We start from the raw sequence: 24,781 nt of genomic DNA on the forward strand, positions 1-24,781 counted from the left end.
TCCTGCCAATACCCTCTTTGCTGATGTATTTTTACTACAGAAACTATAACAAAATATTCTTCATCTAATCATTTTAAAAAGACAACATCATGAAAAAAAGCCTGATCGCCGCTGTAGTAGTAATGAGCATTTCTGCTGCATCTTTCGCACAAGCACCAGCTGCTAAACCTGCAAAGAAAGCTGCTAAAACTGAAGCAAAAGCTGAAGCTAAACCAGCTGCTGACACTACTAAGAAAGCCGCTAAACACGAACATGCAAAGAAAGCTGCTCCTGCTGCTAAGAAAGCATAATTCAGCACCATACAGCGTTTGAGTTAATAGTCCCGTTGACCTTCCCGGTTAACGGGATTTTTTATGTATGGGAGAATCGCCGGAGATGATACAAATCAGCGACCCTTATACGCAAAAAAAGAGCCCACTGTAAAGTGAGCTCTCTTCAATAATATCAGGGCAGTTATTATTTCAAACTGTCCAGTTTCTTTTTCACTTCTTCTACTTTTGCAGTGTTGTTTTTGATCGCATAGATCTTCTGCAGTGCATAGAGGCAGCTTTCGTAAGTTTGTTTGTCGCTGGCATCGAGGCTGCTGGCTTTAGCAGTAAAGCCTGCATCTGCTTTCTCGAAGAAAGGTAATGCCTGACCCATCAGTCCTTCTACTTTTCCCTGTAATTCTTTGGCTTTGGGAGAAGTTTGCTGTTTGCTGTCCAGTCCATTCAGTTCTTTGTTGAAAACAACTGCGCGGTTAAAGTACAGTGCACCCAGCTGGAAGTTAGCGGTAGCATCAGCAGGGTTCATTTCGATAGCTTTCTTGTAAGCTGCTTCTGCTTTACCTATCAGTTCTTCGTAGTTAGCTGGTTTAGGAGCATCACCGCCTTTATCGTCGCGGGGATTAGCCAGGTTATCTACGCGGATAGCGTAATCCAGTACAGCTGGCTGGTCGTTTGGATTTTCGGCAATCTTCTTTTCCAGCATGGTCAGTAATTCGTTGGTTTTACCTGTTTTGCTGTAGAAAGCCATTTCCATATCGTTAAAGCGTTTATCCTTAGGGAATAAACCTTTAGCCTGTTCAATAGTTTTCAGCCAGTTTGCCTGGTCGCCTTTTTCTTCATACAGCTGACCCAGGATTACATAGAGTGCTGGTTCGCCTTTGAACTGCAGATCTGCTGCTTTTTTCAGGTAGGTGAAAGCATCATCTTTTTTACCGGCCTGGTTGGCAGCGTAACCAACGTAAAAAGTGAGGGCAGTATCTGTAGGAATAGAGCCACCGAGGTTTTTACTGTTATAGAAGTCAGCTACTTCAAATGCCTGTTTGAAGTTATACAGGGAGGAGTCCCATTTCTGTTCATTCAGGTTAGCATAACCGGCGTTGGCGATAGTAGCGTATACATTGAATAACGGCTGGTTCATTTCCAGAACAGCTTCTTTCATTTTAGGATCTATTTCCAACGCTTTTTTGAAGGCAGCAAAAGCTTCTGTTGCGAGTGCAGAACTTTTCTGCTTGGTGCCCATAGCTTCCAGGATCTTACCATCTACCAGCCATGTTTTAGCGTCGTTCTTGGTCTTTTCATTCTGTAATGCTGCGTCAATATCCGCTTTGGCTTTTTCCAGATCTTGCTTCTTCAGGTTCTCATCCGCACTGCTAACTTTTGCCCGTTGTGCCATAACCGATACACCGGCCGTGCAAAAGAGAAGAGATACCAATAATTTTTTCATGCTTTTGTTTTTTTTAGTTGCTGATTACAATAAGAGTATGGTGCTCCAATAAATAGTAATACAACCAGTAGTATAGTTACCACTAAAAGCTGGCTGTATTTTTTTATCAGAAACCGGTAACAGACCGGGTTAAGGACCTGTTACCGGCTATAATTTATTTATTCTTCTGTAGTGTCAGTAGCTTCACCGTCGGTTCCTTCCGGTGTATTGTCATTTTCACCTGCTTCAGGTGTTTCATTACTTGCTACAGCGGGCGTTTCGCTACCTTCTTCGCCTTCTTCTGCGTGGATTACTTCTTCTTCCTGTTCATCCAGTCGTGCTACAGCGGCTATTTCGTCGTTGTCATCCAGGCGGATCAGGCGTACACCCTGTGTAGCGCGGCCGGCTTCGCGGATATCTGCAACAGCCATGCGGATGGTGATACCGGACTTACAGGTGATCATCAGGTCATGTTTCTCTGTTACATCGAGTACTGCGATCAGGTTACCGGTTTTCTCCGTGATGTTAATGGTTTTCACCCCTTTACCGCCACGGTTGGTAATACGGTACTCATCGATGCTGGTACGTTTACCGAATCCCTTCTCAGAAACCACCAGGATGGTTTTCTGTTCATCTTCCTTATTAACACAAACCATACCAACCACCTCGTCTTTGTCGCTGTCTACCTCAATTCCTCTTACCCCGATGGCGCCGCGACCGGTGTCACGCACTGTGGCTTCAGGGAATCTGATAGCGCGGCCGCTCTGGATGGCCATCATGATCTGGCTGTCGCCGGTAGTCAGTTTGGCTTCCAGCAGTTCATCGCCTTCGTTGATGGTAATGGCATTCACACCGTTCTGACGCGGGCGGGAGAACTCTTCCACCATCGTCTTCTTGATGATACCCTTCTTGGTACAAAGTACAATATAATGGTTATTGATAAAATCTTTATCACTCAGGTCTTTAATATCGATGATAGCGCGGATCTTATCATCGGCCGGCAGCTGGATCATGTTCTGGATGGCACGTCCCTTACCGCTCTTCTCCCCGTCCGGAATTTCATAAACCTTCAGCCAGTAGCAGCGGCCTTTCTCTGTGAAAAACAGCATGGTATGGTGCGTGGAGGCTACGAACAGGTGCTCAATATAATCCTCATCACGGGTTTTACCACCAATAGCGCCACGGCCACCACGTTTCTGCTGACGGTAATCGTAGGCAGAAGTACGTTTGATATATCCCAGGTGAGAAATGGTGATCACCACATCTTCTTCTGCAATAATATCTTCGATCCTCATTTCGCTGGCGAGGTACTGGATTTCTGTTTTACGTTCGTCACCAAATTTCTTCTTCACTTCTTCCAGTTCTTCACGGATGATCTTCATACGTAAAGATTCGTCAGCCAATACTTCTTTCAGGTAAGTGATCAGTTTCATGATGTCGTCGTACTCAGCACGGATCTTATCGCGCTCCATACCGGTAAGACGTTGTAAGCGCAGTTCCAGTATAGCTTTCGACTGTAACTCAGACAATCCGAATTCTGTCATCAGCCCTTCCTTCGCAATATCAGGCGTAGCAGCGGCGCGGATCAGTGCAATCACCTGGTCCAGGTGATCCAGCGCGATCAGGTAACCGGCGAGGATGTGCGCTTTTTCTTCTGCTTTACGCAGGTCGAAGCGGGTTCTTCTCACTACTACTTCATGACGGAAGTCGATGAACTCTGCGATCATATCTTTCAGGTTCAGGATACGCGGACGGCCTTTTACCAGCGCCACGTTATTGATACCGTAAGATGTTTGCAGTTCGGAGTATTTAAATAACTGGTTGATGATCACATTGGAGATTGCTTCTCTTTTCAGATCAATCACCAGGCGCATACCTTCACGGTCACTTTCGTCACGTACATCGGAAATGCCTTCAATGATTTTATCATTTACCAGCTGTGCAATTTTCTGGTGTAGCACTGCCTTGTTGATCTGGTAAGGCAGCTCGTAGATCACCAGCTTTTCGCGGCCGTTTTTCGCGGTTTCAGAAGTAATTTTACCTCTTACCACTACCCTGCCCCTGCCGGTTTCAAAACCCTGCTTAACGCCTTCAAAACCATAAATTACACCCCCTGTCGGGAAATCCGGTGCTTTAATGTGTTTGATCAGCTCTTCTATAGTGATCTCTTTGTTTTCAATGTAGGCAATGGCGCCATCCACCACTTCGCTGAGGTTGTGGGGCATAATGTTGGTCGCCATCCCAACAGCGATACCGGAAGCGCCATTCACCAACAGGTTGGGAATGCGGGTAGGCAGCACTGTAGGTTCTTCGAGGGTGTCATCGAAGTTGTTGGTAAAGTCTACCGTTTCCTTTTCGATGTCTTCCAGCATGGCTTCTGCAATCTTCTGCAGGCGGATCTCGGTGTAACGCATGGCAGCCGGCATATCGCCATCTACCGAACCGAAGTTACCCTGTCCATCCACCATTGGATAACGCATGCTCCAGGGTTGCGCCAGTCGTACAATGGTGTCATAAATGGAAGCATCACCGTGCGGGTGATACTTACCCATTACCTCACCCACAATACGCGCTGATTTCTTGTAGGCCTTGTTACTGTGGTTGCCGAGTTCATTCATTCCGAATAAAACGCGCCGGTGCACAGGCTTCAGACCATCTCTCACATCGGGCAAGGCACGGCCTACGATCACGGACATAGAGTAATCTATGTAGGCCGTTTTCATTTGCTCCTCGATATTTATCTGGACAATTCTCCCTTCCTGATGATTTTCCGTATGCTCTGTCATTTTGTGTGTTGATTTACAGTTTTTTCTGCGTAAAACAGATAAAGGCAAATATAGCCATTTCAGCCCTTATTCCGGCCTAAAAATCAAAGAATGTGAATAAAAAACGCCATAGGGATTAACGATTATATTGCAATATCGATATATGATTGATTTACACAATGAATGAGAACCATTTATATAGCATTTGTGTTATAGTAAAACAACCCTGTTTTTGTTTTATCTGCAATATGTTAAGACCCTTTAATATATTAGAATATAAATATTGGCAAAGTATTTGTTTCTAAGAGACTGATAATCAATTGTTCGAATCAACGGAAAACATATATATAATAAGATCAAATCCGAATTTGCTTAAAAATTCGAACATTAGTATAAAAAGTGCTGTTATTCCCCTGATTCTTAATCACTTTTCTAAAGAAGACTATGAAGAACATACTGTTGTTTGGAGCCGGTAAATCGGCCACCAGTCTGATCGACTATCTGTTGGCAAATGCACCGCGACAAAAATGGCATATCACTGTAGCCGATCACGATCTTTCGCTCATCAAATCCAAAACAGGAAAATCATATTATGCTACTCCCGCCGCACTCGATATCAAAGACAACGCGGCCAGACAACAACTGATCCGGGATACCGACCTCGTGATCTCCCTTTTACCGGCCACCCTGCATATCCTGGTAGCCAAAGATTGCCTCGCGGCAAAAAAGAACCTCCTCACCGCCTCTTATATCGACGAAGAAGTACGGCAGCTGCAACCCGAAATTGAAAAAGCCGGTTTGCTCTTTATGTATGAAATGGGACTGGACCCGGGTATCGACCATATGTCGGCCATGAAGCTCATTCACTCCATTGAAAAGAAAGGCGGACAGATCTTCTCCTTTAAATCCTACTGCGGTGGCCTTATCTCCCCCGACAGCAATGATAATCCCTGGCAGTACAAAGTATCCTGGAACGCCCGGAACATAGTAATGGCAGGCATTTCCGGCGCTACCTACAAAGAAAAAGGAAAAGTAAAGGAACTCAGCTACGAACAACTTTTTGATCATACCAAAACCATCCAGGTACCCGGCATCGGTAAACTGGCCTTTTATCCCAACCGCGATTCACTGGGATATATGCAGGCGTATAAGCTGGAAGAACTGGCCACCTTTATGCGCGCCACCCTCCGGTACCCCGACTTTTGCGAAGGCTGGAACGCCCTGATAAAGCTGGGTCTGACAGACGACCGTCATAAAATTGCCACAGATAAACTTACGTATACTGACTGGTCCACCAAATCCGTTAAAGAAGGAACAGGTACCCCGGAAGAGAATATGGCCCAGTTTCTGGGCGTTAGCACCAAGTCGAAAGTGATCCGCCAGTTAAAATTCCTGGGATTATTAAATACAGAAGTCATAAATTTAGGAGAACAAACCAATGCCGGCGTCCTCCAGTTCCTGGTAGAAAACAAACTTAAAATGGAACCTGCCGACAAGGACATGATTGTAATGATGCACGAAATTGAGTTTGAACGGCGCAACATGGCCACCAGGATGCACAGTTACATGATTGTTCAGGGCGAAGACAACATACACACCGCAATGGCTAAAACAGTGGGGCTTCCGCTGGGCATCATGGCCAAAATGATCCTCCAGGACAAGGTAACATTAACAGGACTACAAATACCGGTAATGCCGGAAATATATAACCCCGTTCTAAAAGAATTAGAGGAGTATGATATCAGATTTGAAGAAAGCTTTGAATAAGCGCAAAGTTATTTTTTTCCTATGATGGACTCTAATCGGGCACAAGGACTTGTGATACCTCCCCTGGAACGGGGAGGTTTTTATTTTTATAAGATACTTAATAATTCCAGCACGCCTTCTGTAGCAGGCTTTTCAATGAGGTGCAGGTTATCTGCCACCGCTACTTCAGGAATTTTCCGGTCGATGATATACACCGGTACACCGGGCTTTACATACTGCAACAGGCTCGCCGCCGGGTATACCTGCAAAGAAGTACCTACTACCACAAACACGTCAGCTTCCCATACTTCCCGCGCCGCCTTTTCAATCATAGGCACTGCCTCGCCGAACCAAACGATGTGCGGGCGCAGCTGTCCGCCGTCTTCTGCCAGATCGCCCATCTTAATATCATCGTGGATATCATAAATCAGCTCCTCGTTATCTACACTGCGCATCTTGAAAATTTCGCCGTGCAGATGCAGCACGCGGGTAGAGCCTCCCCTTTCGTGGAGGTCGTCGATATTCTGGGTAATAATCCGTACATCATACTTTTCTTCCAGCTTTGCCAGGCCCGTATGCGCGGCATTGGGAAGCGCCGCTTTTACGTCCTGACGCCGGCCGTTGTAAAAGTCCTGCACCAGGGCGGGGTTCTTCTGCCAGCCCTGCGGGGAAGCCACTTCATATACATCGTAGCCTTCCCATAATCCGTCTGTGTCTCTGAAAGTCCGGAGGCCACTTTCTGCGCTGATGCCGGCTCCGGTCAGCACCACCAATCTTGGTTTCATGTGAATTCGTTTATTGGTTTACGTTAGTTGGGGTTCTGCGGGATTTCCATCTCCCTATTCCTTTTTTTATAAAAATAAAAATAAAAACAATACCAACAATCAAAGGCCATGCACTCAGTATACCCAATGCAAAAGATAAAAGCCCGTTCCAACCGTCTTTAAACGACAACCAGGACCGCTGCAGGAATCCCGGCGACTGCGGATCCGAGTTGGCAAAGGTTTGATAATACTCCAGGCTGATGTTGCTGTAAGCCACATGATGATCCATGTACTGTAACCGGCCCTTTGCGGATTCAATTTCTTCGCGGATACTTTTCAGCTGTGCTTCCACTTCCAGTATTTCTTTTACATTCTTCGCCTGCTGCAATATCTGTACGTAACGCTGCTCTACGGCCAGGCGTGCTTTCATGCGGGCGTCGAGGTCCACATATTCTTCTGTTACGTCGGTGGAAGTGATACTTTTTTCATCCACCCTGGAGGCGCCGCCGGTGAGGCTTTCAACGCATTGTTCAAAGGCGGCTGCGGGTACTTTTATAGCTACCTCATTCCGCCATTGCATATTGGTATTTTCCTGTTTTTCGCTGGCAATGTAGCCGCCGTATTTTTTAACGGTATCGGCTATACGTTTCTTACAGGCTTCAAAATCGGAAGTCGAAAAGCGGAGCACCGCATTTTTTATTATTTTTTGGGAGATGGGTAACGCGGGTGCCTGCTCAGCATCGTTATCAGGCAGAGCCAACGCCTGAGTGGCCGTTACCGCTGCTGCCCCTCCGGCTTCCTCCTGTTTAAGTTCTGCTACCGCCGGGGTGCTGTTGTTGTTGCGGCATGCCGGGAGAAGGGCCACTGCCGCGCAAAGGGCTAGTATGAATGAATATTTCATGAGCTGGAATTTTCTCTATGATGAATAGCTGACCGGAATTCCATAAACGGCGAAGGTTATCTTCCAAAAGAAAGATAACCTTCGCATTCATATCTCTGTAAAAATACTTACTTCTTCATACCCCCCATTTCCATGATCGCTTCAAACTCTTCCGGCTTCACATCGCATACCGATAAGCGTCCCTGGCGTATGAGCGACAGGTTGGCCAATCGTTTTTCGGCTTTCATCTGGGCCAGTGTTACGGCCTTTTTAAAGGGCTTTAATGGTTTAAGGTCTACCACTACCCAGTTTGGATCGGGTGTAGTGGGATCCTGGTAGGCTTCTTTGGCAACGGTGGCCAACCCTACTATTTCCATCCCTTCATTGCTGTGATAGAACAGTACCTGGTCGCCTTTTTTCATGCCCCGGAGATTGTTGCGTGCCTGGTAGTTACGCACGCCATCCCAGAAGGTGATCTTGTCTTTTACAAACTGATCCCAGGAATATTTAAATGGTTCAGATTTCACCAGCCAATAGTTCATATAGCATTCAATTTTCGTAATCAGATCGTTGGAATTACCAGCCGCTGGCCAATACATCTGCAATGTGCATCACTTTGATGTTGGTACCGTGTTTACGGATATAACCATCCAGGTGCATCAGGCACGAAAGGTCGGTGGAGATCAGGTAATCGGCTCCGCTGTTAACAGCGTTGTGTACTTTCTGCTCGCCCATTCCCATTGAAATAGGTTCAAACTTAACAGCGAAAGTACCACCAAATCCGCAGCAAACTTCGCAGTCGTTCATCTCTTTCAGCTCCAGTCCTTTTACTTTTTCCAGCAGTTTGCGTGGGCCTTCTTTAATATGGCATTCCCGCAGCGCGCCGCATGCGTCGTGATAGGTAGCCACCCCATTAAGGGTAGCGCCCAGCTCTGTTACATGCAATACGTCTGTGAGGAATTCGGTAAACTCGAAGAGGTTTTTCTTCAGCAGTTTCACATCGTTGTGTGCGGCTGAATTATCGAACAATTTGCCATAGTAGTTTCTTACAAAACCGGTACAGGAACCGCTGGGCGCAACAATGTAGTCGAAGGTTTTGAAGTCCTTTACAAACTTGGTAGCTACGGTACGGCATTCATCCTGGTACCCGGCATTGTAGGCCGGCTGACCACAACAGGTTTGTTCCGCGTTATACATTACATTACATCCCAGTTTCTCGAGTACCTTCACCATATTGAAGGCGGTTTCAGGAAACAGCTGATCTACAAAACACGGTATAAATAACTGTACATTCATCTCTATAGCTTTTAGCGATTAGCCCTTAGCTCTTAGCTAACTTTCTTTGCAATGCAATCATCTTCAGTGCAGTAATGGCAGCTTCTTCCCCTTTATGGCCGTGGGCCCCGCCGAGTCTGTCCTGCGCCTGCTGTTCGTTATCTACCGTCAGAATTCCAAATATAACAGGAACGGGTAACTGAAGGTTCAATTGAAGGATCCCTTCTGTTACGGCTTTACACACATAATCGAAATGAGGTGTTTCGCCACGGATCACGCAACCGAAAGCAATAATAGCGCCAGGCTGTTTGCCGGTGCCTTTGGTGGTTTCCCAGTATTGCTTACAGGCGTAAGGTAATTCGAAAGCACCAGGTACAATTATTTTTTCTGATTTGGTGATGTTATACTGTGTGAGGGCTTTTTCGCAGCCGTTTACCAGTTCATTCACGATGGCATCATTCCATTCGGTATACACCATAACAACACTGGCATCCTCCAGGTTGAGAATGCCAGCGTCATTTAATAAGCTTTTATTGTGCTCGGACATATTCTATAGCTTTGGGCTGTTGGCAGTTAGCTGTCAGCTAAAAACTAACAGCTAACTGCTAATAGCTAGTTCTTTACATCTCCCAGTCTTGCCAGGTATTTGTCCATTTCACGACCTTCGTTAGTGGTAGGAAACTTCTCTTTAATTTCTTTGTAGATAGTGATAGCATCCTGTGATTTACCGGCTCTTTCCAGGGCCTGGCCTGCACGGAACAGGTATACAGGGGCAGTCAGTTCATTATCGTTATAGTGACCTGCTTTTTTGTAAGATTCAATACCTTCATCTGCTTTATTCAGCTCCATGTAAGCGTCGCCGATCAAACCGTAGGCAGTGGGTTGCAGCAGCAGATCATTGGAACTAAAAGATTTCAGCATGTCGATACCTTTCTGGTATTCGCCCAAACGGATATAGCAAACGCCTGCGCTGTATTTGGCGAGGTTACCGGCTTTGGTGCTGCCGTATTTATCTGCTACCTGGATGAAACCGTAGTTATTACCGTCGCCGTTCAGAGCCAGTTTGAATGAATCTACCGCGAAGTAGTTTTGTGCATGGAAAATCATTTCCTGTGCTTTGTTTTCATTTGGCTGTTTTACAAAACGGTTATAAGCGAAGAAACCGCCTACCACTACTACTACAGCCAATACGGCTATAGAAATAACATTTTTGTTTTTATAGAAGAAATCTTCTGCCTTGTGCATGGATTTCTCCAGGTCAAAATCTTTTGTAGGTTGAGGCACGGTGGCTTTATCTTTAGTTTCTGCCATTGTAAGGTGTAATTGTGATTGCTTGGTTATTAAATATAGGGTTTAGCTTTAGGCTTTAAGCCTTTAGCAGATGCAGCTTTGCTACATTTACTAAAGGCTTAAGGCAGATAGCTAAATACATTAGTCAACGATGAATGGATAATCTTCCTGAACGTAAACGTCTTTCAGCAATTCATCATCGGCTGGCCACGGAGATTCTTCTGCGAATGTTACACACTCTTCCACTTCCGCTTTTACGCGTTCGTTGATCGCTTCGATTTCTGCTTCGGTAGCCCATTTATTTTTCTGAATAACTCTCAGTACTTCGTTGATCGGATCTTTTTCCTTGTATTCTTCGAGTTCTTCTTTTGTGCGGTATTTAGCGGGATCACTCATGGAGTGACCACGGTAACGGTATGTTTTGATTTCCAGGAGGGTTGGACCGCCGTTTTCACGACCGCGTTTCACCGCTCTTTCGATACCATCGTGTACAGCTTCGCAGCTCATACCATCGATAGAATCGGCCGGCATTTCGTAAGCATCCGCCAACTTATAGATATCCAGTACATTGGAGGTACGTTCTACGGAAGTACCCATAGCGTACATGTTATTTTCACAAATGAAAATTACCGGGAGCTTCCAGGTCATGGCCATGTTAAAGGTTTCATGGAGGATACCCTGACGGGCAGCGCCATCACCAAAGAAACACAACACCACGTTGTCTGTTCCTTTGTACTGCTCTGCAAGCGCCAGTCCGGCACCTGTACCTATCTGAGCTCCAACAATACCGTGGCCTCCGAAGAAGCCATGCTCTTTGGAGAAAAAGTGCATACTGCCTCCCTTTCCTTTCGAACAACCGGTTGCTTTACCATACAGTTCAGCCATACAAGCTTTAGCGGAAATTCCTTTTGCAATTGCCAGCGCATGATCACGGTAGGCCGTGATGAATTTATCCTCCGGCTTGGTAGCTGTCATCGCACCAGCAGCAATTGCTTCCTGTCCTATGTACAAATGACAAAAGCCACGGATTTTTTGCATCCCGTACAATTGGCCTGTCTTTTCTTCAAAGCGGCGCAGCAAAAGCATCAATTCATACCAGTACAGATATGTCTCTTTGGTGAATTTCGTCTTCACGTCTGTTTTAGTTTGCACTCTTTCTAAATTTGTTCGCAAATATAACAGGAAAATCGTAAAATATAAATATCAATTCTAATTCCCATTAAATTATGCAATTTCATCAATTTCAAACAGTTTTGCATTTATTTGCACGGGAATCACAGGGAAGTTCCCATTAGAGCGGTTTTTTATCACTTATACAAGTGATAATTTTCGCATATTATTATTTACGAATAATCTTTTTCTTTGCTTTATATAAATAAAATATCACTCGTCCAGTTCAAAAATTACAGCCAGGCGACCTTTTCCTTCGGACACAGGATCGTGGGCATCACCGGCCGCAACGGCGCGGGTAAAACAAACCTGCTGGACGCCATCTACTACCTTTGCTTCACCCGCAGCTATTTTACCAGCAGCGAAAGTCAGAATACCCAGTACCAAACCAATGGCTTCCGCCTGGAAGGCTATCTTGAAAAAAATAACCAGGAAGAAAAGATTGTATGCACTCTCAAAGAAGGCCGGAAAGAAGTAAGCCTTAACGAGGACCGGTACGACCGCTTTTCACGGCATATCGGGCAGTTTCCTGCGGTGATGATTGCCCCGGACGATGCCGACATCATCCTGGGGGGCAGCGAAGAAAGACGCAAATGGCTGGACAGCCTCCTCTCCCAGCTTTACCCGGAGTACCTCGACCACCTGATCATCTATCAGAAAATATTATTACAACGGAACAGCCTCCTGAAAAACATGGCCACTACCGGGCAGAACCAGGATAGCCTGCTGGATGTATTCGACCTGCAGCTGGTGATGCATGGCGTACCGGTATACGAAACCCGCAAAGCCTTTCTTCAGACCTTTATCCCGCAGGTGCAGCGCCTGTACGATTATATTGCCGGCACCCACGAAGTAGTGAATATTCAATACCAGTGTACCCTGCAGGAAGAAGACTATGCGGTACAACTGCACCAGTCCAGGTACCGCGACATGCAATTGCAGCGCACCACCACCGGTATTCACCGCGACGACCTCCTCTTTTTACTGAACGGCCACCTCATGAAAAGCAGCGCCTCACAGGGCCAGCGCAAAAGCTTTCTATTTGCGCTGAAGCTGGCGCAGTTTGAAGTAATCCGCCAGCATAAAAAGTTTCCCCCGCTCCTGTTGCTCGATGATATCTTTGAAAAGCTGGACCAGGAAAGAGTGAGCCGCCTGATTGCATTGGTAGCCAGCGATAATTACGGCCAGGTGTTCATCACCGATACACACGCAGAGCGCCTGCAACAAGCGTTTGCAGGCACAGGCGAAGCTATACAGCTGATTACGATATAGCTTTCAGCTTTCCTCAGCAAAGTTGATCACCAAAAGCTAAAAGCCAATCATTGAGAACCAAAAAATCACTAGCTTCGCACCATGCGTCATGGAACTACCAGTATCGGAGATGCGCTCCGGGAATTTATGAATAAGAGCAGGATGAAACCCCGTCTCACGGAAGTGCGCATCCAGGAAAACTGGGAGAAACTGATGGGTAAAACCATCGCCCGCTACACACAGAGTATCCAGTTGATTGATCATAACCTGATCGTTACAACTACGGTGGCGCCGCTAAAACAGGAATTAACTTATTCGAAAGACAAGATCATCAAGCTGGTGAATGAAATGCTCGGAGAGAACATTGTAAAGGAAGTGATGATCCGGTAGGTATCAATTGGAGGCAAACTGGTGAATCAGTTCGTTGATATCACTTATTTTCAGGGAGGTTTGCAGGTTTACGATCAGGAAGTCATTTTCATCCTGCACCAGCATCACCACATTACCCAGTTCGTCGTCTTTCCCCTTGTTGAGTATATGGATCAGGTTTCCCTTTTCTCTCACTTCCATCAGCATCTCAAAATTTTCATTCCGCTGCAGGTTACTTTTCAGATCAGCGATATCGTCGTAGCTCACCGTGGCGCCCTTCACGTTTGAGATGGTATACATCTTTACTTTGCGTACATTTTTAAGTGCATGTTTGATCGCCCTGGCATCGGCATCCTCGCTATCAAACGACAGACATAAACTTCCCAGCTGGAGCGCAAATTTGCCGATGTTCACAGTGTGCACTTCCGCGCTTCCCCTGTACTTGTTGCGGAATTCACGCAGGCATTTATCCTGGGCTTCTACAGCGGTAGCAGATAGAACGATACAGCTTGCAGCAATGAGTAATGATTTCATGGGGGTGGTTTTAAAAGTTATTTCTTCTTCACATTTTTTAGTTTATCCATTCCCTGGATATTCACACCGTTGGCGATCTGGGATATTTCATTGAGATCCAGCGTACCTACGAGGCTCATGGCCAGGAACTCATCGGAGCTGCCTACCAGCATTACCAGTTCATTGATATTGCCTTTTGCGTCTTCTTTGACGAGGAACTTCAGGTCGCTGTTTTTATCGCGCACCGTCATCAGCTCTTCAAAGTCGCTGCCCAGAAAGGCTGCAGCCTCTTTGTATAAGCGCGGGCCGTCTTTCGTGCTTTCCTTTGTGAGGATACGGAGTCCTTTCAGTTTCTGGATCACTTTCATCATGTTTTTGGCATCTGCGTCGCCGGGATCTACTTTGGCGAACATGCTGAACATTTTGGGTGTGATGGTAATAACGGTGAAACTGCGGTCGTTCTCATACTTCTGGAAGAACCGTTCTATGACGCTTCCCTGCTGCGCGAAGAGGTGAAAACTGGCGAAGACCGCCAAAAGTAATAACAAGAATCGTTTCATCTTTCTAAATTTATATCAGGTTTTAAAATGGCCGTTAGTCTTCCTTGCCTTCTACCACGGCGGTAGCTTCATTGAAATAAGACAGCTGCTGCATCTTTGAAGTGCCTTTGTGCAGGTTTTTAGCCAGCAGTTGTAAAGCTTTCTTTGTTTCATCCAGCGCTTTCTGCGGATCGTTCATTTCCTGTTGCTGTAAGGCCACCAGTACCTGCTGCTCACGCTGCTGGTGCTGTTTGAGCGCATAGCCAATGCCTACTGCCACCATGATGACGGCTGCATACTTCATCCAGTGCCTCCAGGGCGACAGCTTCACCACTTTTACCGGCGGCGCGTCCCATACTTTTTCCGCCTCCCGGTGAAAATACCCGAACAAGGGGGCTGCTTCCTGCAACGCTTCCGGCAGGGCTGGATGTGGTGTACTGAAAAAATCCCGCAACACCGCTTCCTCTTCAAGGGAAGTTTCTCCTTCCCAATACTTTTCCACCAATACAGTGATTTCTTTATAATCCATATACCTGCAGGTTTTGTAGTTTTTCGCGTACCGTTTTACGGGCACGGTGCAAATTCACTTTAACGTCGTTCATGTCTATATCGAGTATGTCGGCGATCTCCTGGTAGGAATGTCCGTCGATATCCCTCAGTTGAAGGATGGTGCGGTACTTTTCCGGCAGCCCGTTGATGGCCACATGCACTTTCTCCATTACATCATTCTGTTCCGTTACCGCATGCGGACTTTTCTGGTGCGTTGCCGGCAGCTCTCCTGCCCTGTCCAGTTCATCAGACATCCGGTATTTCCTGGATTTGATTTTATCCAGGGCCAGGTTGCGGGTGATGCGCATGCACCATGCTTCCATGTTTTGCAGCTCCGCCATTTTCTCCTGCATGTCCCATACTTTCATGAGGGCATCCTGGGTAATATCCTGCGCGTCTTCCTCGTTGCCCAGCAGGCGGAAAGCAAAGCGGTAAAGCTTTTGCCTGACTGGAACTACCTGGGTAAGGAATCGATCTAATGACATGCAGAATAGTACGTTTTGAAAGAAGACGACTGTAAAAAGAAGATGTTACAAAGATGCGGATATTTTTTTTGAGAGATGGGCCGGGCGCTAGTCCAGCTTGATCCGCGGATCGATGAGCGTATACAGCAGATCGGCCAGGAGGTTGACGATCACGAAGATGCCGGCCGTAAAAAGAATGGCCCCCATCACAACGGGGAAGTCGAATTTGTCCAGCGCCTCCACGGTTACCTTGCCGATGCCTTTCCAGCCAAAGATGTATTCCACGAAGAAGGCGCCTGCCAGCAGTTCCGCAAACCAGCCGGTGATAGCAGTAATAACCGGGTTGAGCGCATTGGGCAGCGCATGCCGCCAGATCACCGTAGACCGGGAAAGCCCTTTGGCATAGGCGGTGCGGATATAATCCTGGTGCAATACATCCAGCATGGCGCTGCGGGTGAGCTGCACAATGATGGCCAACGGGCGGATACCGAGGGTAATGGCTGGCAGTACCAGGTTGCGCAGGTTTAATACCCTGCCTTTGAACGGGTCTACATCAAACAGGTTGCCCGACATATGCAGGCCGGTGTAATCGCTGAGTACAAAGCCAAACAGATAAGCCAGCACGATGCCGGCAAAAAATGAAGGGGCTGAAATGCCCGCCACGCTGGCGAACACGGCGCCGGTGTCCATCCAGGTATTTTGCTTCACCGCCGATAATACACCCAGGGCGATACCGGTGATGGTGGCAAACACCATTGCCGCTACTGCCAGCAGCAAGGTACCCGGCAATGCTTCCATTAAAATATCCCACACCTGTTTTTTGCCCTGGTAAGAGCGGCGGAGATAGGGTGCTTTCAATACCAGGAGCTTATCATTTGATATATGCGCTACCGTTAGATAGCGGAGATTTTCGTCTGCCTCCTGTTGGGTGTGGATCCCAACCGGGAGGAGGTCGTTCAGGTAATACAGGAACTGCGTCCCGACCGGCTGGTCGAGATGCAGTTCCCGGCGCACGTTTTCCAGGGAAGCCACGTCGGCCCGCTGCCCTAATGTAAGCCGCGCCGGATCGCCGGGCAGCACATTGAACAGGAAGAACACCAGCACCACTACACCGAGCAGTACCAGCAATCCATATCCGGTTTTACGAAGCAGAAAACGAAGCATATATTATTATGGTATATCATTGTAGTGCCACTTCCCTTTAATGGTGCCTTTGTTCAGCAGGATCAGGGCAGGATTGCTTCTGCCGGCGGTTTTAATGGCTACGCCATCCATCTGTACAAAAGGAAACTCCAGGCCGTGTTGTTGCTTGAAGGCCGCAATCTCCTCTTTGGTAGAAGCGGTTACTCCATATATAACTACCTGCTGGTTTTTCCATTGCTGTTGCAGCGCTTTTATTTTCTCATCCCAACCGCTGCCGGCCTTTTGGGTATTCAGTACCAGGAAGAGATATACCGGTTTGGATTCAGACAGGATAGCTTCCGTTTGGTTAACCCCATCGAGGTCAGTGAGGATGAAATCCTTGATGGCCGGTTCCGCGTTTCCTTTCTTCACCAGTTTATCTTTACGGTCTACAAACTTCCAGGTGCTGTCTGACCAAGGGTAGTTGTCGGCAGTAAATTCTTTCTTCTCTCCATTCTTTTCATATATAAACATCATCTCGTACACGTCTGGTGTAGCGCCCGGAGGCAGTTTCATCTTCTCCGGAATATTATTACCTACTTTATAAGGCAGGCAATCAAAGAGCGGCAGGTGTTTTAAAGTGTACCGCTGGATGCCAAAGGCGAACAAAACGGAGAGCAGGAATACTGCACCGGCTCCTTTAAAGAGCGGCTGTATGGTGTTGCGGTAAAAGAAGATAACGAGGATCATTACCAGCAGGATCACATCTTTCCAGAAGGTTTCCACGGCAGTGAGTTTGATACAGTCGCCAAAGCAGCCGCATTCGCGGATAGTACCGCTGAACAGCGCATATCCTGTAAGGAAAGTAAAGAATATAATAAGCAGCAACAGCAGTACGGAAAAGATCCGCATGCGGTAGCCGATAAGTACCGCTACGCCGGCAATAATTTCAAAGGCATTCATGATAATAGAAAATGCCAGCGAATAGGGAGAAAGGAATGTGAGATGCAGCACTTCGAAAAACTCCTCCATTTTATAGCTGAGTCCTAACGGATCATTGGCTTTAATCAGACCAGAGAAAATGAATAACACCCCAACGATTATACGTAACAGGTTAAGGATAATCTTCATAAAATAGTTTAATGGTTAAGTGATCCGTGAAGATAAGAACAATCAGGGTTTACCTCTCCGGGAAATTGATGAGCGTATCTGAAAGTGAGTTGACAGCGCGTCAAATCTATTTCTGAAATTGAACGTCTAAATTCCTAAATTCGGAAATGATTGATTTTCCTTCTTAGATTTGCAGGCAAAATAAAGAATTTCAGGTAAAAGGCCGGAACTATGTGAAAAATCAGGAGCAACTTCTTAACGCATTCAAATGAAACCACACCATATCCCGACAACAACATCTTCACCGGTAATAAATTGCAGGGGCCAATTGTTATCCCTGGCTACTCCTGCTGTAATGGGTATTATCAATGTTACCACCGATTCCTTTTATGAGGGCAACCGCATGCATGAGCTGCACCAGGTGATGGAGAAAGCTAAGCAACACCTGGAGGAAGGCGCTGCCATACTGGATCTGGGTGCACAGAGTACCCGTCCGGGTGCGGAAATGGTGGGACCGGAAGAAGAGATGCACCGGCTGATCCCTGCTATCCATGCCATTCTGAATAAATATCCTGCTGCCATTATATCTGTAGATACGTGGTATGCTGCTGTGGCAGAGAAAGCAGTACGTGCCGGCGCCGCTATTATTAATGATGTAAGCGCCGGGGACATGGATGCGGCTATGATTCCGGTTGTTGGTACGCTGCAGGTGCCTTATATTGCGATGCACATGCAGGGCAAACCTGCTACTATGCAACAAAATCCGCAGTATGAAGATGTGGTTGCTGATGTACTGGATTACCTGAAGGAAAAGCTGGCCGCCTGCCGTGCTGCAGGTATAAAAGACTTTATTGCTGACCCGGGATTTGGCTTTGGAAAAACAATTGACCATAACTATGCCTTGCTGAAAAACCTGCGCCTGTTTTACGATATACTTGGCGTACCTGTGCTGACGGGCATTTCCCGTAAGTCGATGATCTATAAACTGCTGAACATAACCCCTGCCGAAGCGTTGAACGGCACCACTATATTAAACACCATTGCCTTGCAACAAGGCACACATATATTAAGGGTACACGATGTAAAAGCCGCTGTGGAAGCGGTAAGGATTATGGAGAAAATGAATGGATAATTTAATCTTGCTATTTTTACAACTATGAAGGAAGTAATAGAATTTTATGGAGTTGAGTTTCGATGGCTGGATCTGCTGGACCTGCTGATTGTTGTTTTTTTAATCATTCAGTTGTATCGTTTATTAAAGGGTAGTCTTGCTTTTAATATTTTCGTAGGCCTGTTAATGGTATATGCAGCGTATTTCCTGGTGCGGGCATTGAAGATGCCTATCCTCACCATTATCCTGCAGAACTTTATTAACGTTGGTATCATTGCGATCATTATCATCTTCCAGCCGGAGATCAGGAAGTTCCTGCTGGTACTGGGCAAGAAAACGCCGTTGAGCAAGGATAGTTTTTTAACCAAGTTGTTCCTGCCTGATAAGTTTAAGAGTTATAAGGAAGAAGAAAACATTATTAATGAACTTATTGTGGCGGTGAGCCGGATGCAGAGCACATTTACCGGGGCTTTGATGGTAATTGCCACCACCTACCGGTTGAAATTTGATTCTGCGTCCAGTATTCCTATCGACGGGAACGTGAGTGCAAAGCTGATTGAAAGTATTTTTGAGAAGCACAGCCCGCTGCACGATGGTGCACTGATTATTGTGGGTAATAAGATCCTGGCGGCCAAAGTGATCCTGCCGGTATCGGAGAATCCGAACCTGCCAACCCGTATCGGGTTGCGGCACCGGTCGGCCGTAGGGATTACGGAGCATAGCGATAACCTGGCGATCATTGTTTCTGAAGAAAGGGGTACGGTGTCTTACGCGATCGATGGGGTGCTTACCCAGGATGTATCGCTGGAAGACCTGAAAGTGAAATTGTACGAGGTGCTGATAGACGGGTACGCCTGATACTTTAAACACGCTTTATCTACGCTTCATGTACGCTTTATCTACGCTTCATCCCCGGCGATGAGGTGGACCTGAAGAAACTGCATAAAAAGAAAGCCCCCTGCCGTTTGGCAGGGGGCTTTCTTTTTATGTTGTAATAATTACTTACCTGGAGTTGGAGTAATTGGTTGAGCCGGAGCCGGGGCGCCTGCTTTAATGTCTACCAGTTGTACATCAAATACCAGGATAGAGTTTCCAGGAATTACCGGAGGACTTCCCTGTAAGCCATAAGCCAGTACAGAAGGAATTACCAGGGTAGCTTTGGAACCTTTTTTCAGGCCGCTTAAACCAGCATCCCAGCCTTTGATCACGAAACCGCGGCCGATAGGGAATTTAATTGGTTCTAAAGGCATACCTGGGCGCATAGTTGAATCCTGGCTGGAATCAAATACTTTACCGGTGGTGAGCTTACCAGTGTAGTGTACATAAACGGTATCACCTGGATTAGGTGTACTGCCTGTACCTTCCTGGGTTACTGCTACGTAAACGCCTTCAGCGTTTTTAGTGGCGTTGATCTTGTTTTTATCCAGGTACTCTTTAATGAGTTTTTCGTCTTTTTCTTTCTGGGCAGCAGCAGAGTATTTGTTTTCTACCGCGAAAGTGATTTTCAGTTTATCACCTTTCTTACCAAATGGAGGACGCTCCTGAGCTGGTAATGAATCCCATGGAATGATAAAAGTAGCGCTATCACCTTCGTGGAGGAGAGCAATACCTTCCATCAGATCGTACTTGTTCTGTGGTTTTGCCACCAGCACCGGAATCGCAGCACCTACCATTTTACGGGAATCGCCCAGCAGGGAGTCATTGATACGCTGGGTAACATTCACCAGGGCAGTATCGCCTAATTTCAGTTGTGCTCCGCTGCCGGATTTGTGAACGATATACTCAATACCGCCCGGTGTTTTTTTAACACCTGTACCGCAACTGGCTAAAAGAAAGCCTAAAGCCGCAGTTGCAACTAAAAACTGATTGTTTTTTTTCATTTGATTGTATTAGTAGGTTGAAATACTTTATTTACAGTTTATTGTAACAGGTCTTCGTTCTCTTCCACGGCTTTGATAAAGCGGTCCACTGTTTTTTCCAGCGGATCGGTGCTGCGCCCTCCTGAAGCGTTGAAATGCCCTCCCCCGTCGAAATATTTGCGGGCGAAGGTATTTACGTCGAAGTCGCCTTTGGAGCGGAACGACAATTTCACTTCCGAGTTGCGGTCAATGATCAAAGCGGCCATCTTGATGCCCTGTATGGATAACAGGAAATTCACGAGTCCTTCGGTATCTCCGGTCTGGAGGTCGAACCGTTTAAGATCGGAATACGGGATGGCCAGCATGGCGGTATTATATTCATAGAACACTTCCATGCGGTTCAGCAGACTATGTCCGAGGAAGCGCAGGCGGTTTTCCAGGAAGTTATCATAGATCGCCTGGTGGATCACCTCATGTTTCAGTCCTCTTTCCATCAGGTCGGCCACCATACGGTGTACGGCAGCAGAGGTAGATGCAAAGCGGAAAGACCCTGTATCTGTTACAGTGCCGGCATAAATGCACTGTGCAATTTCGAGGTTAATATACTGCTCATCTCCCAATTTATATATAGTTTCATAAACTAATTGGGCGGTGGAGCTGGCTTTTGTATCGCTCACCCCGTAGTCAAAGCTGGGCTGTGGCTCCAGATGGTGATCTATCAGAATTTTGATACAGTCCAGTTTTTCCAGGTGGGGCGCCAGATTTTTGGTGCGGTAGAGGGCGTTGAAGTCCAGGCAAAACAGGAGATCAATGCCTTCCAGTGCCTGAATGGCCCGATCCATAGAGGATTCGTAGTCAATCACGTCGTCCGCGCCTGGCATCCACTTCAGGAAATCCGGAAAATTTGTAGGTGAGATTACAGTTACCTGATGCCCTTTCTGTACTAAGTAGTGATACATTGCTAAGGAAGATCCCATCGCATCCGCGTCCGGCTTCTGGTGCATCGTAATCACCACTTTCTTAGGGCTCTCCAGCAAAGGCTTAATTTCCTCGATCGGCTTCATTAAAAAACTGTAATGTTAAGAGTTGATTTCCAATCACAACAAGTGGTTGAAACAGAAAACGAAGTGCGAAGATCTTTATTTGAGCCAGAATTTCAAAATTTTTTACCACTAAAGAAAATGTAATTACTTTTGCGGCCTAATCTGTAATTCGGAATTAAACATTATATGAGCAACAGAACATTTACTATGATCAAGCCTGATGCAGTAGCAAACGGGCACATTGGCGGCATTTTAAACATGATCAACGCTGCAGGTTTCCGCATCGTAGCCATGAAAATGACGCAGTTATCTACTGCTAAAGCAGGTGAGTTTTATGCAGTACATGCGGAAAGACCTTTTTACGGTGAACTGGTAGAATTCATGAGCAGCGGCCATATCGTAGCGGCTATCCTGGAGAAAGACAACGCCGTAGAAGATTTTCGCAAACTGATCGGTGCTACCAATCCTGCCAATGCAGAGGAAGGTACCATCCGTAAAAAATACGCAGAGTCTATCGGCCGCAACGCGGTTCATGGTTCCGACTCTGATGAGAACGCTGCTATAGAAGGTAACTTCTTCTTCAGCGGTCTGGAGAAATTCTAGTACTGATTGGCAAAATCATTACCACAAAGGTCAGCTTCGTTGAGGCTGACCTTTTTTATTTGTTATGTAGTTCATTTTAAATAACTTATGTAATTCTAACGAAGTATTACTTTAAACAGGAAGATAAAACTGCCAAAAAGGCGCAATCACATGATTTTTAATAAAAATATGATGCCTGAAAACAGGCAAAAAAGAGCGTTCCAAACGTAAAAACCAGCACTTTTTATCTCTCAATAAAAATATCATTATCAATCAATTATAACAAAGAACCATCATCTTACTTTAAGTAAAACCATTCCCCTCTTTTTATCCCTAAAAACACCCGTTTTTCATGGTATTATTTTACCACTTTAAAGACATTTTCCCGGATAGCCGTTACCGTAGTTTTGTAAAAAAGCATTTAACTTGCCGGCATGTGGGAATCATTTCGGAAACTATTTAAAGGCTATTTAAGATTGGAGCGGTCCATGTCCGACCACTCCGTGGAAGCATATGTAAGAGACGTGGAGAAACTGGAGCAATACCTCCTCGCTCACGGAAAAGAAAAACTCCGGCCTCAGGACGTGACTTTTGAAGACCTGCAGGATTGTGTACAATGGATCGCCAAACTGGGGATGACTGCCAGCTCCCAGGCCAGGACTATTTCCGGCCTCAAAGCCTTTTACAAGTTCCTCCTGCTGGAAGACATGGCCCATGACGATCCCACCCAACTACTCGAAGCCCCGAAGATTTTACGCAAGCTGCCCGACGTACTCACCTTTGATGAGATTGAAAAGATCATTGCCCAGATACCGCTGGACACCGCCGAGGGGCACCGGAATAAAGCCATCCTTGAAACCATGTACAGCTGCGGGCTGCGGGTAAGCGAGGTGATTAACCTCCAGATCACCCAGCTCCATATGGACGTGGGATTTATCCGGGTAATCGGGAAAGGCAACAAGGAAAGGATGGTACCTATCGGGAAAGACGCCATGCGGCAGATAGATATTTACCGGAGAAATGTTCGTATAACGCTGCCCGTTAAGCACGGCGAGGAAGATACCCTTTTTCTCAACCGCCGCGGCGGCGCACTGAGCCGGGTGATGATCTTCCTTATTATAAAGGAGCTGACCCAAAAAGCGGGTATTCATAAAAATGTATCGCCCCATACTTTCCGGCACTCCTTTGCCACCCACCTGGTGGAAGGCGGCGCCGACCTCCGCGCCGTTCAGGAAATGCTGGGACATGAGAGCATTACTACTACAGAGATCTATACCCACCTGGACAGGGAATATTTAAGAGATACCCTGATGCGTTTTCATCCCCGGTTTTGAGCGTATAAACGAAAACAGCTACCGGGGAAAGGTAGCTGTTTCATTTCTGCTGTTAGAAGGTCACAAACAATCGGGTAGTTTTTGCCATGATAAGGAAGGTATACACAAACAATCTTGTTACAATAAGCTATGGGTTAGCAAGCGGTATTTATCACTCTTCTTTCTCTTCTGACTGGTGAGGGTGATCACATCACTGAACCAGTTGCCAAGCTGGTCGGAGGCGCGTTTCACCCGGGACGACCGGTAAATTATATTGACATTGCTGCAGGGGCCCAGGTCTTGCCGGTTAGGCATACGGGCCATCTTTTCGTCTTCTGCCCAGAGCAACTCGTTGTTCCTGTAAACTTTGAAATATACATCCGGTCCCAGGTTCCTGCGGCCGGGAATGAGGGAGTGCATGACACCGTTTGCAAGGTGCTGTCTTGAAAAGTGAAGGGTATAGCGGCCTACCTCGTTGGTATGCGCCTGCCCGATCAGCTTACCGGTGAGGGCATTATAGGCTTCTACTTTCAGGTGTGGTTGTCCTGACGCCGCCATGTGTGGTTTTACCAGTCCGGTGATCACCCAGGCGCCGGCGTTGGCGTATATATTATGCCAGGTAGCGGCCGGAATAACATAAGCATAGGCGCCTACATAACCGCCGCTGTTACGTTTCCAGTGCAGCACCAGTTTGCTCAGGTGGAAATTGCGGGACTGTTTCGTGCCGTTCTTTCCGGGCAACTGATCCAGGCACAAATCCAGTTCCAATGCTTCGGTGAACAGGTGTACTTCCTTCCACTGGAGACTGAAGTTGCCTTTTTCATCCAGGGTGGCCTCCGCCAGTAACCTGTCGGCCTTCATCAGTACTTCCCGGGCCGACAGTGGTTTCATGTCGTTAAAAATTCCGAGGGGCTGATCTGCCGCCTGTAATACAGCGGGCAGGTAAACCCGGATACGCGCATTGGCCAGGGGCTCTACGCAATCGTTACAAATAAGTGCAGAGATGTTTCCGATTAATAGGTAACTCATAATTTTATTTTTTTTAAAGAAAAAAAAAGGGGTTAACGAGCATCACCTGATGAATTGATTCTGCATAATACTAACCGAAAAAAACAAACATGGTAGAAAGGCCAATTACTTTGAACTTTTCTGAGGACAATAGATTTAAAGCCGGTTGACAATACAAAGATTGAGAACTTTAAAGGAGCAGTCAAGCGTTTAACAACTGAAAAAAAGCTTTACGTAGAACTACGCAAAAGGAGGAAGGGAAATACGGTACCCACCTTTTAGCCGTTTCCTGGTATGCAAAAAGTGATGCGTATAAATACGCATTTTGAAGTGGCGGATACGTAATCCGGTATGCGTATGGAGATCCAT

At 46.5% G+C, this 24,781-nt stretch carries 26 protein-coding genes; 8 read left to right on the top strand and 18 right to left on the bottom strand.

Annotated features, from left to right (window positions below):
• The first annotated feature begins 89 nt into the window (after positions 1–89).
• A complete protein-coding gene (locus PV783_RS31020) occupies positions 90–290 on the top strand; it encodes a hypothetical protein (protein ID WP_142687064.1) in 201 nt (66 codons plus the stop codon).
• Positions 291–456: 166 nt separating this feature from the next.
• On the opposite strand, the gene PV783_RS31025 is transcribed toward PV783_RS31020, so the two are convergent.
• Positions 457–1,710, bottom strand: coding sequence for a tetratricopeptide repeat protein (locus PV783_RS31025; RefSeq protein ID WP_079471923.1), 1,254 nt, complete (start codon positions 1,708–1,710; stop codon positions 457–459).
• Positions 1,711–1,868: 158 nt separating this feature from the next.
• Positions 1,869–4,475, bottom strand: a complete 2,607-nt coding sequence (gene gyrA / locus PV783_RS31030; protein WP_079471924.1) for a DNA gyrase subunit A — start codon at positions 4,473–4,475, stop codon at positions 1,869–1,871.
• 423 nt (positions 4,476–4,898) lie between these two features.
• Here gyrA and PV783_RS31035 point away from each other — a divergent pair, with 423 nt between their 5' ends.
• The gene (locus PV783_RS31035; RefSeq protein WP_079471925.1) at positions 4,899–6,221 is read left to right on the top strand and encodes a saccharopine dehydrogenase C-terminal domain-containing protein; all 1,323 of its coding nucleotides are present in this window, start codon (positions 4,899–4,901) and stop codon (positions 6,219–6,221) included.
• Between the two features lie 86 nt (positions 6,222–6,307).
• On the opposite strand, the gene PV783_RS31040 is transcribed toward PV783_RS31035, so the two are convergent.
• From PV783_RS31040 to pdhA, 7 genes are all read right to left on the bottom strand, one after another.
• Positions 6,308–6,985: an SIR2 family NAD-dependent protein deacylase gene (locus PV783_RS31040; protein WP_079471926.1), complete on the bottom strand. Its 678-nt coding sequence runs from the start codon at positions 6,983–6,985 to the stop codon at positions 6,308–6,310.
• Between the two features lie 10 nt (positions 6,986–6,995).
• Positions 6,996–7,865 (bottom strand): DUF4349 domain-containing protein, encoded by an 870-nt coding sequence (locus tag PV783_RS31045; protein WP_420990752.1) that lies wholly within the window; start codon positions 7,863–7,865, stop codon positions 6,996–6,998.
• Positions 7,866–7,972: 107 nt separating this feature from the next.
• Positions 7,973–8,386, bottom strand: coding sequence for an EVE domain-containing protein (locus tag PV783_RS31050; protein ID WP_079472477.1), 414 nt, complete (start codon positions 8,384–8,386; stop codon positions 7,973–7,975).
• A gap of 34 nt (positions 8,387–8,420) precedes the next feature.
• The gene (locus PV783_RS31055; protein ID WP_420990753.1) at positions 8,421–9,140 is read right to left on the bottom strand and encodes a (Fe-S)-binding protein; all 720 of its coding nucleotides are present in this window, start codon (positions 9,138–9,140) and stop codon (positions 8,421–8,423) included.
• Positions 9,141–9,165: 25 nt separating this feature from the next.
• Complete coding sequence (ribH, locus tag PV783_RS31060; RefSeq protein WP_111578206.1) at positions 9,166–9,666, bottom strand: 6,7-dimethyl-8-ribityllumazine synthase; 501 nt, start codon at positions 9,664–9,666, stop codon at positions 9,166–9,168.
• Between the two features lie 65 nt (positions 9,667–9,731).
• A complete protein-coding gene (locus PV783_RS31065) occupies positions 9,732–10,430 on the bottom strand; it encodes a tetratricopeptide repeat protein (RefSeq protein WP_079471930.1) in 699 nt (232 codons plus the stop codon).
• Positions 10,431–10,550: 120 nt separating this feature from the next.
• On the bottom strand, positions 10,551–11,543 hold the full coding sequence (gene pdhA / locus PV783_RS31070) for a pyruvate dehydrogenase (acetyl-transferring) E1 component subunit alpha (protein ID WP_079472478.1): 993 nt from the start codon (positions 11,541–11,543) through the stop codon (positions 10,551–10,553).
• Positions 11,544–11,771: 228 nt separating this feature from the next.
• Between pdhA and recF the strand changes: the two genes are divergently transcribed.
• Together recF and PV783_RS31080 are read left to right on the top strand one after the other, a co-directional pair.
• Positions 11,772–12,851, top strand: a complete 1,080-nt coding sequence (gene recF, locus PV783_RS31075) for a DNA replication/repair protein RecF (RefSeq protein ID WP_079471931.1) — start codon at positions 11,772–11,774, stop codon at positions 12,849–12,851.
• Between the two features lie 81 nt (positions 12,852–12,932).
• The gene (locus PV783_RS31080; RefSeq protein WP_079471932.1) at positions 12,933–13,220 is read left to right on the top strand and encodes a DUF721 domain-containing protein; all 288 of its coding nucleotides are present in this window, start codon (positions 12,933–12,935) and stop codon (positions 13,218–13,220) included.
• Between the two features lie 3 nt (positions 13,221–13,223).
• Here the strand turns inward: PV783_RS31080 and PV783_RS31085 are convergent, their stop codons facing one another.
• The 6 genes from PV783_RS31085 to PV783_RS31110 all read right to left on the bottom strand — a co-directional run bounded on the left by PV783_RS31085 (position 13,224) and on the right by PV783_RS31110 (position 17,517).
• Positions 13,224–13,733: a DUF4252 domain-containing protein gene (locus PV783_RS31085; protein ID WP_420990754.1), complete on the bottom strand. Its 510-nt coding sequence runs from the start codon at positions 13,731–13,733 to the stop codon at positions 13,224–13,226.
• A gap of 17 nt (positions 13,734–13,750) precedes the next feature.
• Positions 13,751–14,272 carry a DUF4252 domain-containing protein gene (locus PV783_RS31090; RefSeq protein WP_079471934.1) on the bottom strand — a complete coding sequence of 174 codons (522 nt, stop codon included), beginning with the start codon at positions 14,270–14,272 and terminating at the stop codon, positions 13,751–13,753.
• A gap of 34 nt (positions 14,273–14,306) precedes the next feature.
• On the bottom strand, positions 14,307–14,780 hold the full coding sequence (locus PV783_RS31095) for a hypothetical protein (RefSeq protein WP_111578208.1): 474 nt from the start codon (positions 14,778–14,780) through the stop codon (positions 14,307–14,309).
• The gene (locus PV783_RS31100) at positions 14,770–15,285 is read right to left on the bottom strand and encodes an RNA polymerase sigma factor (RefSeq protein ID WP_079471936.1); all 516 of its coding nucleotides are present in this window, start codon (positions 15,283–15,285) and stop codon (positions 14,770–14,772) included. The genes PV783_RS31095 and PV783_RS31100 overlap by 11 nt, the downstream gene beginning before the upstream one ends.
• An 87-nt stretch (positions 15,286–15,372) precedes the next feature.
• A complete protein-coding gene (locus PV783_RS31105; RefSeq protein WP_079471937.1) occupies positions 15,373–16,428 on the bottom strand; it encodes an ABC transporter permease in 1,056 nt (351 codons plus the stop codon).
• 6 nt (positions 16,429–16,434) lie between these two features.
• Entirely contained in the window at positions 16,435–17,517 is a 1,083-nt protein-coding gene (locus tag PV783_RS31110) for a BT_3928 family protein (protein ID WP_079471938.1), read from the bottom strand.
• Positions 17,518–17,764: 247 nt separating this feature from the next.
• Here PV783_RS31110 and folP point away from each other — a divergent pair, with 247 nt between their 5' ends.
• Together folP and PV783_RS31120 are read left to right on the top strand one after the other, a co-directional pair.
• Positions 17,765–18,628, top strand: coding sequence for a dihydropteroate synthase (gene folP / locus PV783_RS31115; protein WP_420990755.1), 864 nt, complete (start codon positions 17,765–17,767; stop codon positions 18,626–18,628).
• A 24-nt stretch (positions 18,629–18,652) separates the two neighbouring features.
• Positions 18,653–19,465 (top strand): diadenylate cyclase, encoded by an 813-nt coding sequence (locus PV783_RS31120; protein WP_420990756.1) that lies wholly within the window; start codon positions 18,653–18,655, stop codon positions 19,463–19,465.
• 140 nt (positions 19,466–19,605) lie between these two features.
• Here the strand turns inward: PV783_RS31120 and PV783_RS31125 are convergent, their stop codons facing one another.
• Positions 19,606–20,487 (bottom strand): FKBP-type peptidyl-prolyl cis-trans isomerase, encoded by an 882-nt coding sequence (locus tag PV783_RS31125; protein ID WP_079471941.1) that lies wholly within the window; start codon positions 20,485–20,487, stop codon positions 19,606–19,608.
• A gap of 38 nt (positions 20,488–20,525) precedes the next feature.
• Positions 20,526–21,530: a DHH family phosphoesterase gene (locus PV783_RS31130; protein WP_079471942.1), complete on the bottom strand. Its 1,005-nt coding sequence runs from the start codon at positions 21,528–21,530 to the stop codon at positions 20,526–20,528.
• Between the two features lie 165 nt (positions 21,531–21,695).
• Here PV783_RS31130 and PV783_RS31135 point away from each other — a divergent pair, with 165 nt between their 5' ends.
• Together PV783_RS31135 and xerD are read left to right on the top strand one after the other, a co-directional pair.
• Positions 21,696–22,112: a nucleoside-diphosphate kinase gene (locus PV783_RS31135; protein WP_079471943.1), complete on the top strand. Its 417-nt coding sequence runs from the start codon at positions 21,696–21,698 to the stop codon at positions 22,110–22,112.
• Positions 22,113–22,525: 413 nt separating this feature from the next.
• Positions 22,526–23,425, top strand: coding sequence for a site-specific tyrosine recombinase XerD (gene xerD / locus PV783_RS31140; RefSeq protein WP_420990757.1), 900 nt, complete (start codon positions 22,526–22,528; stop codon positions 23,423–23,425).
• Between the two features lie 117 nt (positions 23,426–23,542).
• On the opposite strand, the gene PV783_RS31145 is transcribed toward xerD, so the two are convergent.
• On the bottom strand, positions 23,543–24,433 hold the full coding sequence (locus PV783_RS31145; protein WP_420990758.1) for a hypothetical protein: 891 nt from the start codon (positions 24,431–24,433) through the stop codon (positions 23,543–23,545).
• Positions 24,434–24,781: the final 348 nt, after the last annotated feature.

This window comes from Chitinophaga sp. CC14 (assembly GCF_048957795.1).
Taxonomy (GTDB): domain Bacteria; phylum Bacteroidota; class Bacteroidia; order Chitinophagales; family Chitinophagaceae; genus Chitinophaga; species Chitinophaga ginsengisegetis.

Bases quoted from the DNA above. Each gene is read 5' to 3' on its own strand.
- PV783_RS31020 (WP_142687064.1), top strand. From the start codon at position 90: ATGAAAAAAAGCCTGATCGCCGCTGTAGTAGTAATGAGCATTTCTGCT.
- PV783_RS31025 (WP_079471923.1), bottom strand. From the start codon at position 1,710: ATGAAAAAATTATTGGTATCTCTTCTCTTTTGCACGGCCGGTGTATCG.
- gyrA (WP_079471924.1), bottom strand. From the start codon at position 4,475: ATGACAGAGCATACGGAAAATCATCAGGAAGGGAGAATTGTCCAGATA.
- PV783_RS31035 (WP_079471925.1), top strand. From the start codon at position 4,899: ATGAAGAACATACTGTTGTTTGGAGCCGGTAAATCGGCCACCAGTCTG.
- PV783_RS31040 (WP_079471926.1), bottom strand. From the start codon at position 6,985: ATGAAACCAAGATTGGTGGTGCTGACCGGAGCCGGCATCAGCGCAGAA.
- PV783_RS31045 (WP_420990752.1), bottom strand. From the start codon at position 7,865: ATGAAATATTCATTCATACTAGCCCTTTGCGCGGCAGTGGCCCTTCTC.
- PV783_RS31050 (WP_079472477.1), bottom strand. From the start codon at position 8,386: ATGAACTATTGGCTGGTGAAATCTGAACCATTTAAATATTCCTGGGAT.
- PV783_RS31055 (WP_420990753.1), bottom strand. From the start codon at position 9,140: ATGAATGTACAGTTATTTATACCGTGTTTTGTAGATCAGCTGTTTCCT.
- ribH (WP_111578206.1), bottom strand. From the start codon at position 9,666: ATGTCCGAGCACAATAAAAGCTTATTAAATGACGCTGGCATTCTCAAC.
- PV783_RS31065 (WP_079471930.1), bottom strand. From the start codon at position 10,430: ATGGCAGAAACTAAAGATAAAGCCACCGTGCCTCAACCTACAAAAGAT.
- PV783_RS31080 (WP_079471932.1), top strand. From the start codon at position 12,933: ATGCGTCATGGAACTACCAGTATCGGAGATGCGCTCCGGGAATTTATG.
- PV783_RS31085 (WP_420990754.1), bottom strand. From the start codon at position 13,733: ATGAAATCATTACTCATTGCTGCAAGCTGTATCGTTCTATCTGCTACC.
- PV783_RS31090 (WP_079471934.1), bottom strand. From the start codon at position 14,272: ATGAAACGATTCTTGTTATTACTTTTGGCGGTCTTCGCCAGTTTTCAC.
- PV783_RS31095 (WP_111578208.1), bottom strand. From the start codon at position 14,780: ATGGATTATAAAGAAATCACTGTATTGGTGGAAAAGTATTGGGAAGGA.
- PV783_RS31100 (WP_079471936.1), bottom strand. From the start codon at position 15,285: ATGTCATTAGATCGATTCCTTACCCAGGTAGTTCCAGTCAGGCAAAAG.
- PV783_RS31105 (WP_079471937.1), bottom strand. From the start codon at position 16,428: ATGCTTCGTTTTCTGCTTCGTAAAACCGGATATGGATTGCTGGTACTG.
- PV783_RS31110 (WP_079471938.1), bottom strand. From the start codon at position 17,517: ATGAAGATTATCCTTAACCTGTTACGTATAATCGTTGGGGTGTTATTC.
- folP (WP_420990755.1), top strand. From the start codon at position 17,765: ATGAAACCACACCATATCCCGACAACAACATCTTCACCGGTAATAAAT.
- PV783_RS31120 (WP_420990756.1), top strand. From the start codon at position 18,653: ATGAAGGAAGTAATAGAATTTTATGGAGTTGAGTTTCGATGGCTGGAT.
- PV783_RS31125 (WP_079471941.1), bottom strand. From the start codon at position 20,487: ATGAAAAAAAACAATCAGTTTTTAGTTGCAACTGCGGCTTTAGGCTTT.
- PV783_RS31130 (WP_079471942.1), bottom strand. From the start codon at position 21,530: ATGAAGCCGATCGAGGAAATTAAGCCTTTGCTGGAGAGCCCTAAGAAA.
- PV783_RS31135 (WP_079471943.1), top strand. From the start codon at position 21,696: ATGAGCAACAGAACATTTACTATGATCAAGCCTGATGCAGTAGCAAAC.
- xerD (WP_420990757.1), top strand. From the start codon at position 22,526: ATGTGGGAATCATTTCGGAAACTATTTAAAGGCTATTTAAGATTGGAG.
- PV783_RS31145 (WP_420990758.1), bottom strand. From the start codon at position 24,433: ATGAGTTACCTATTAATCGGAAACATCTCTGCACTTATTTGTAACGAT.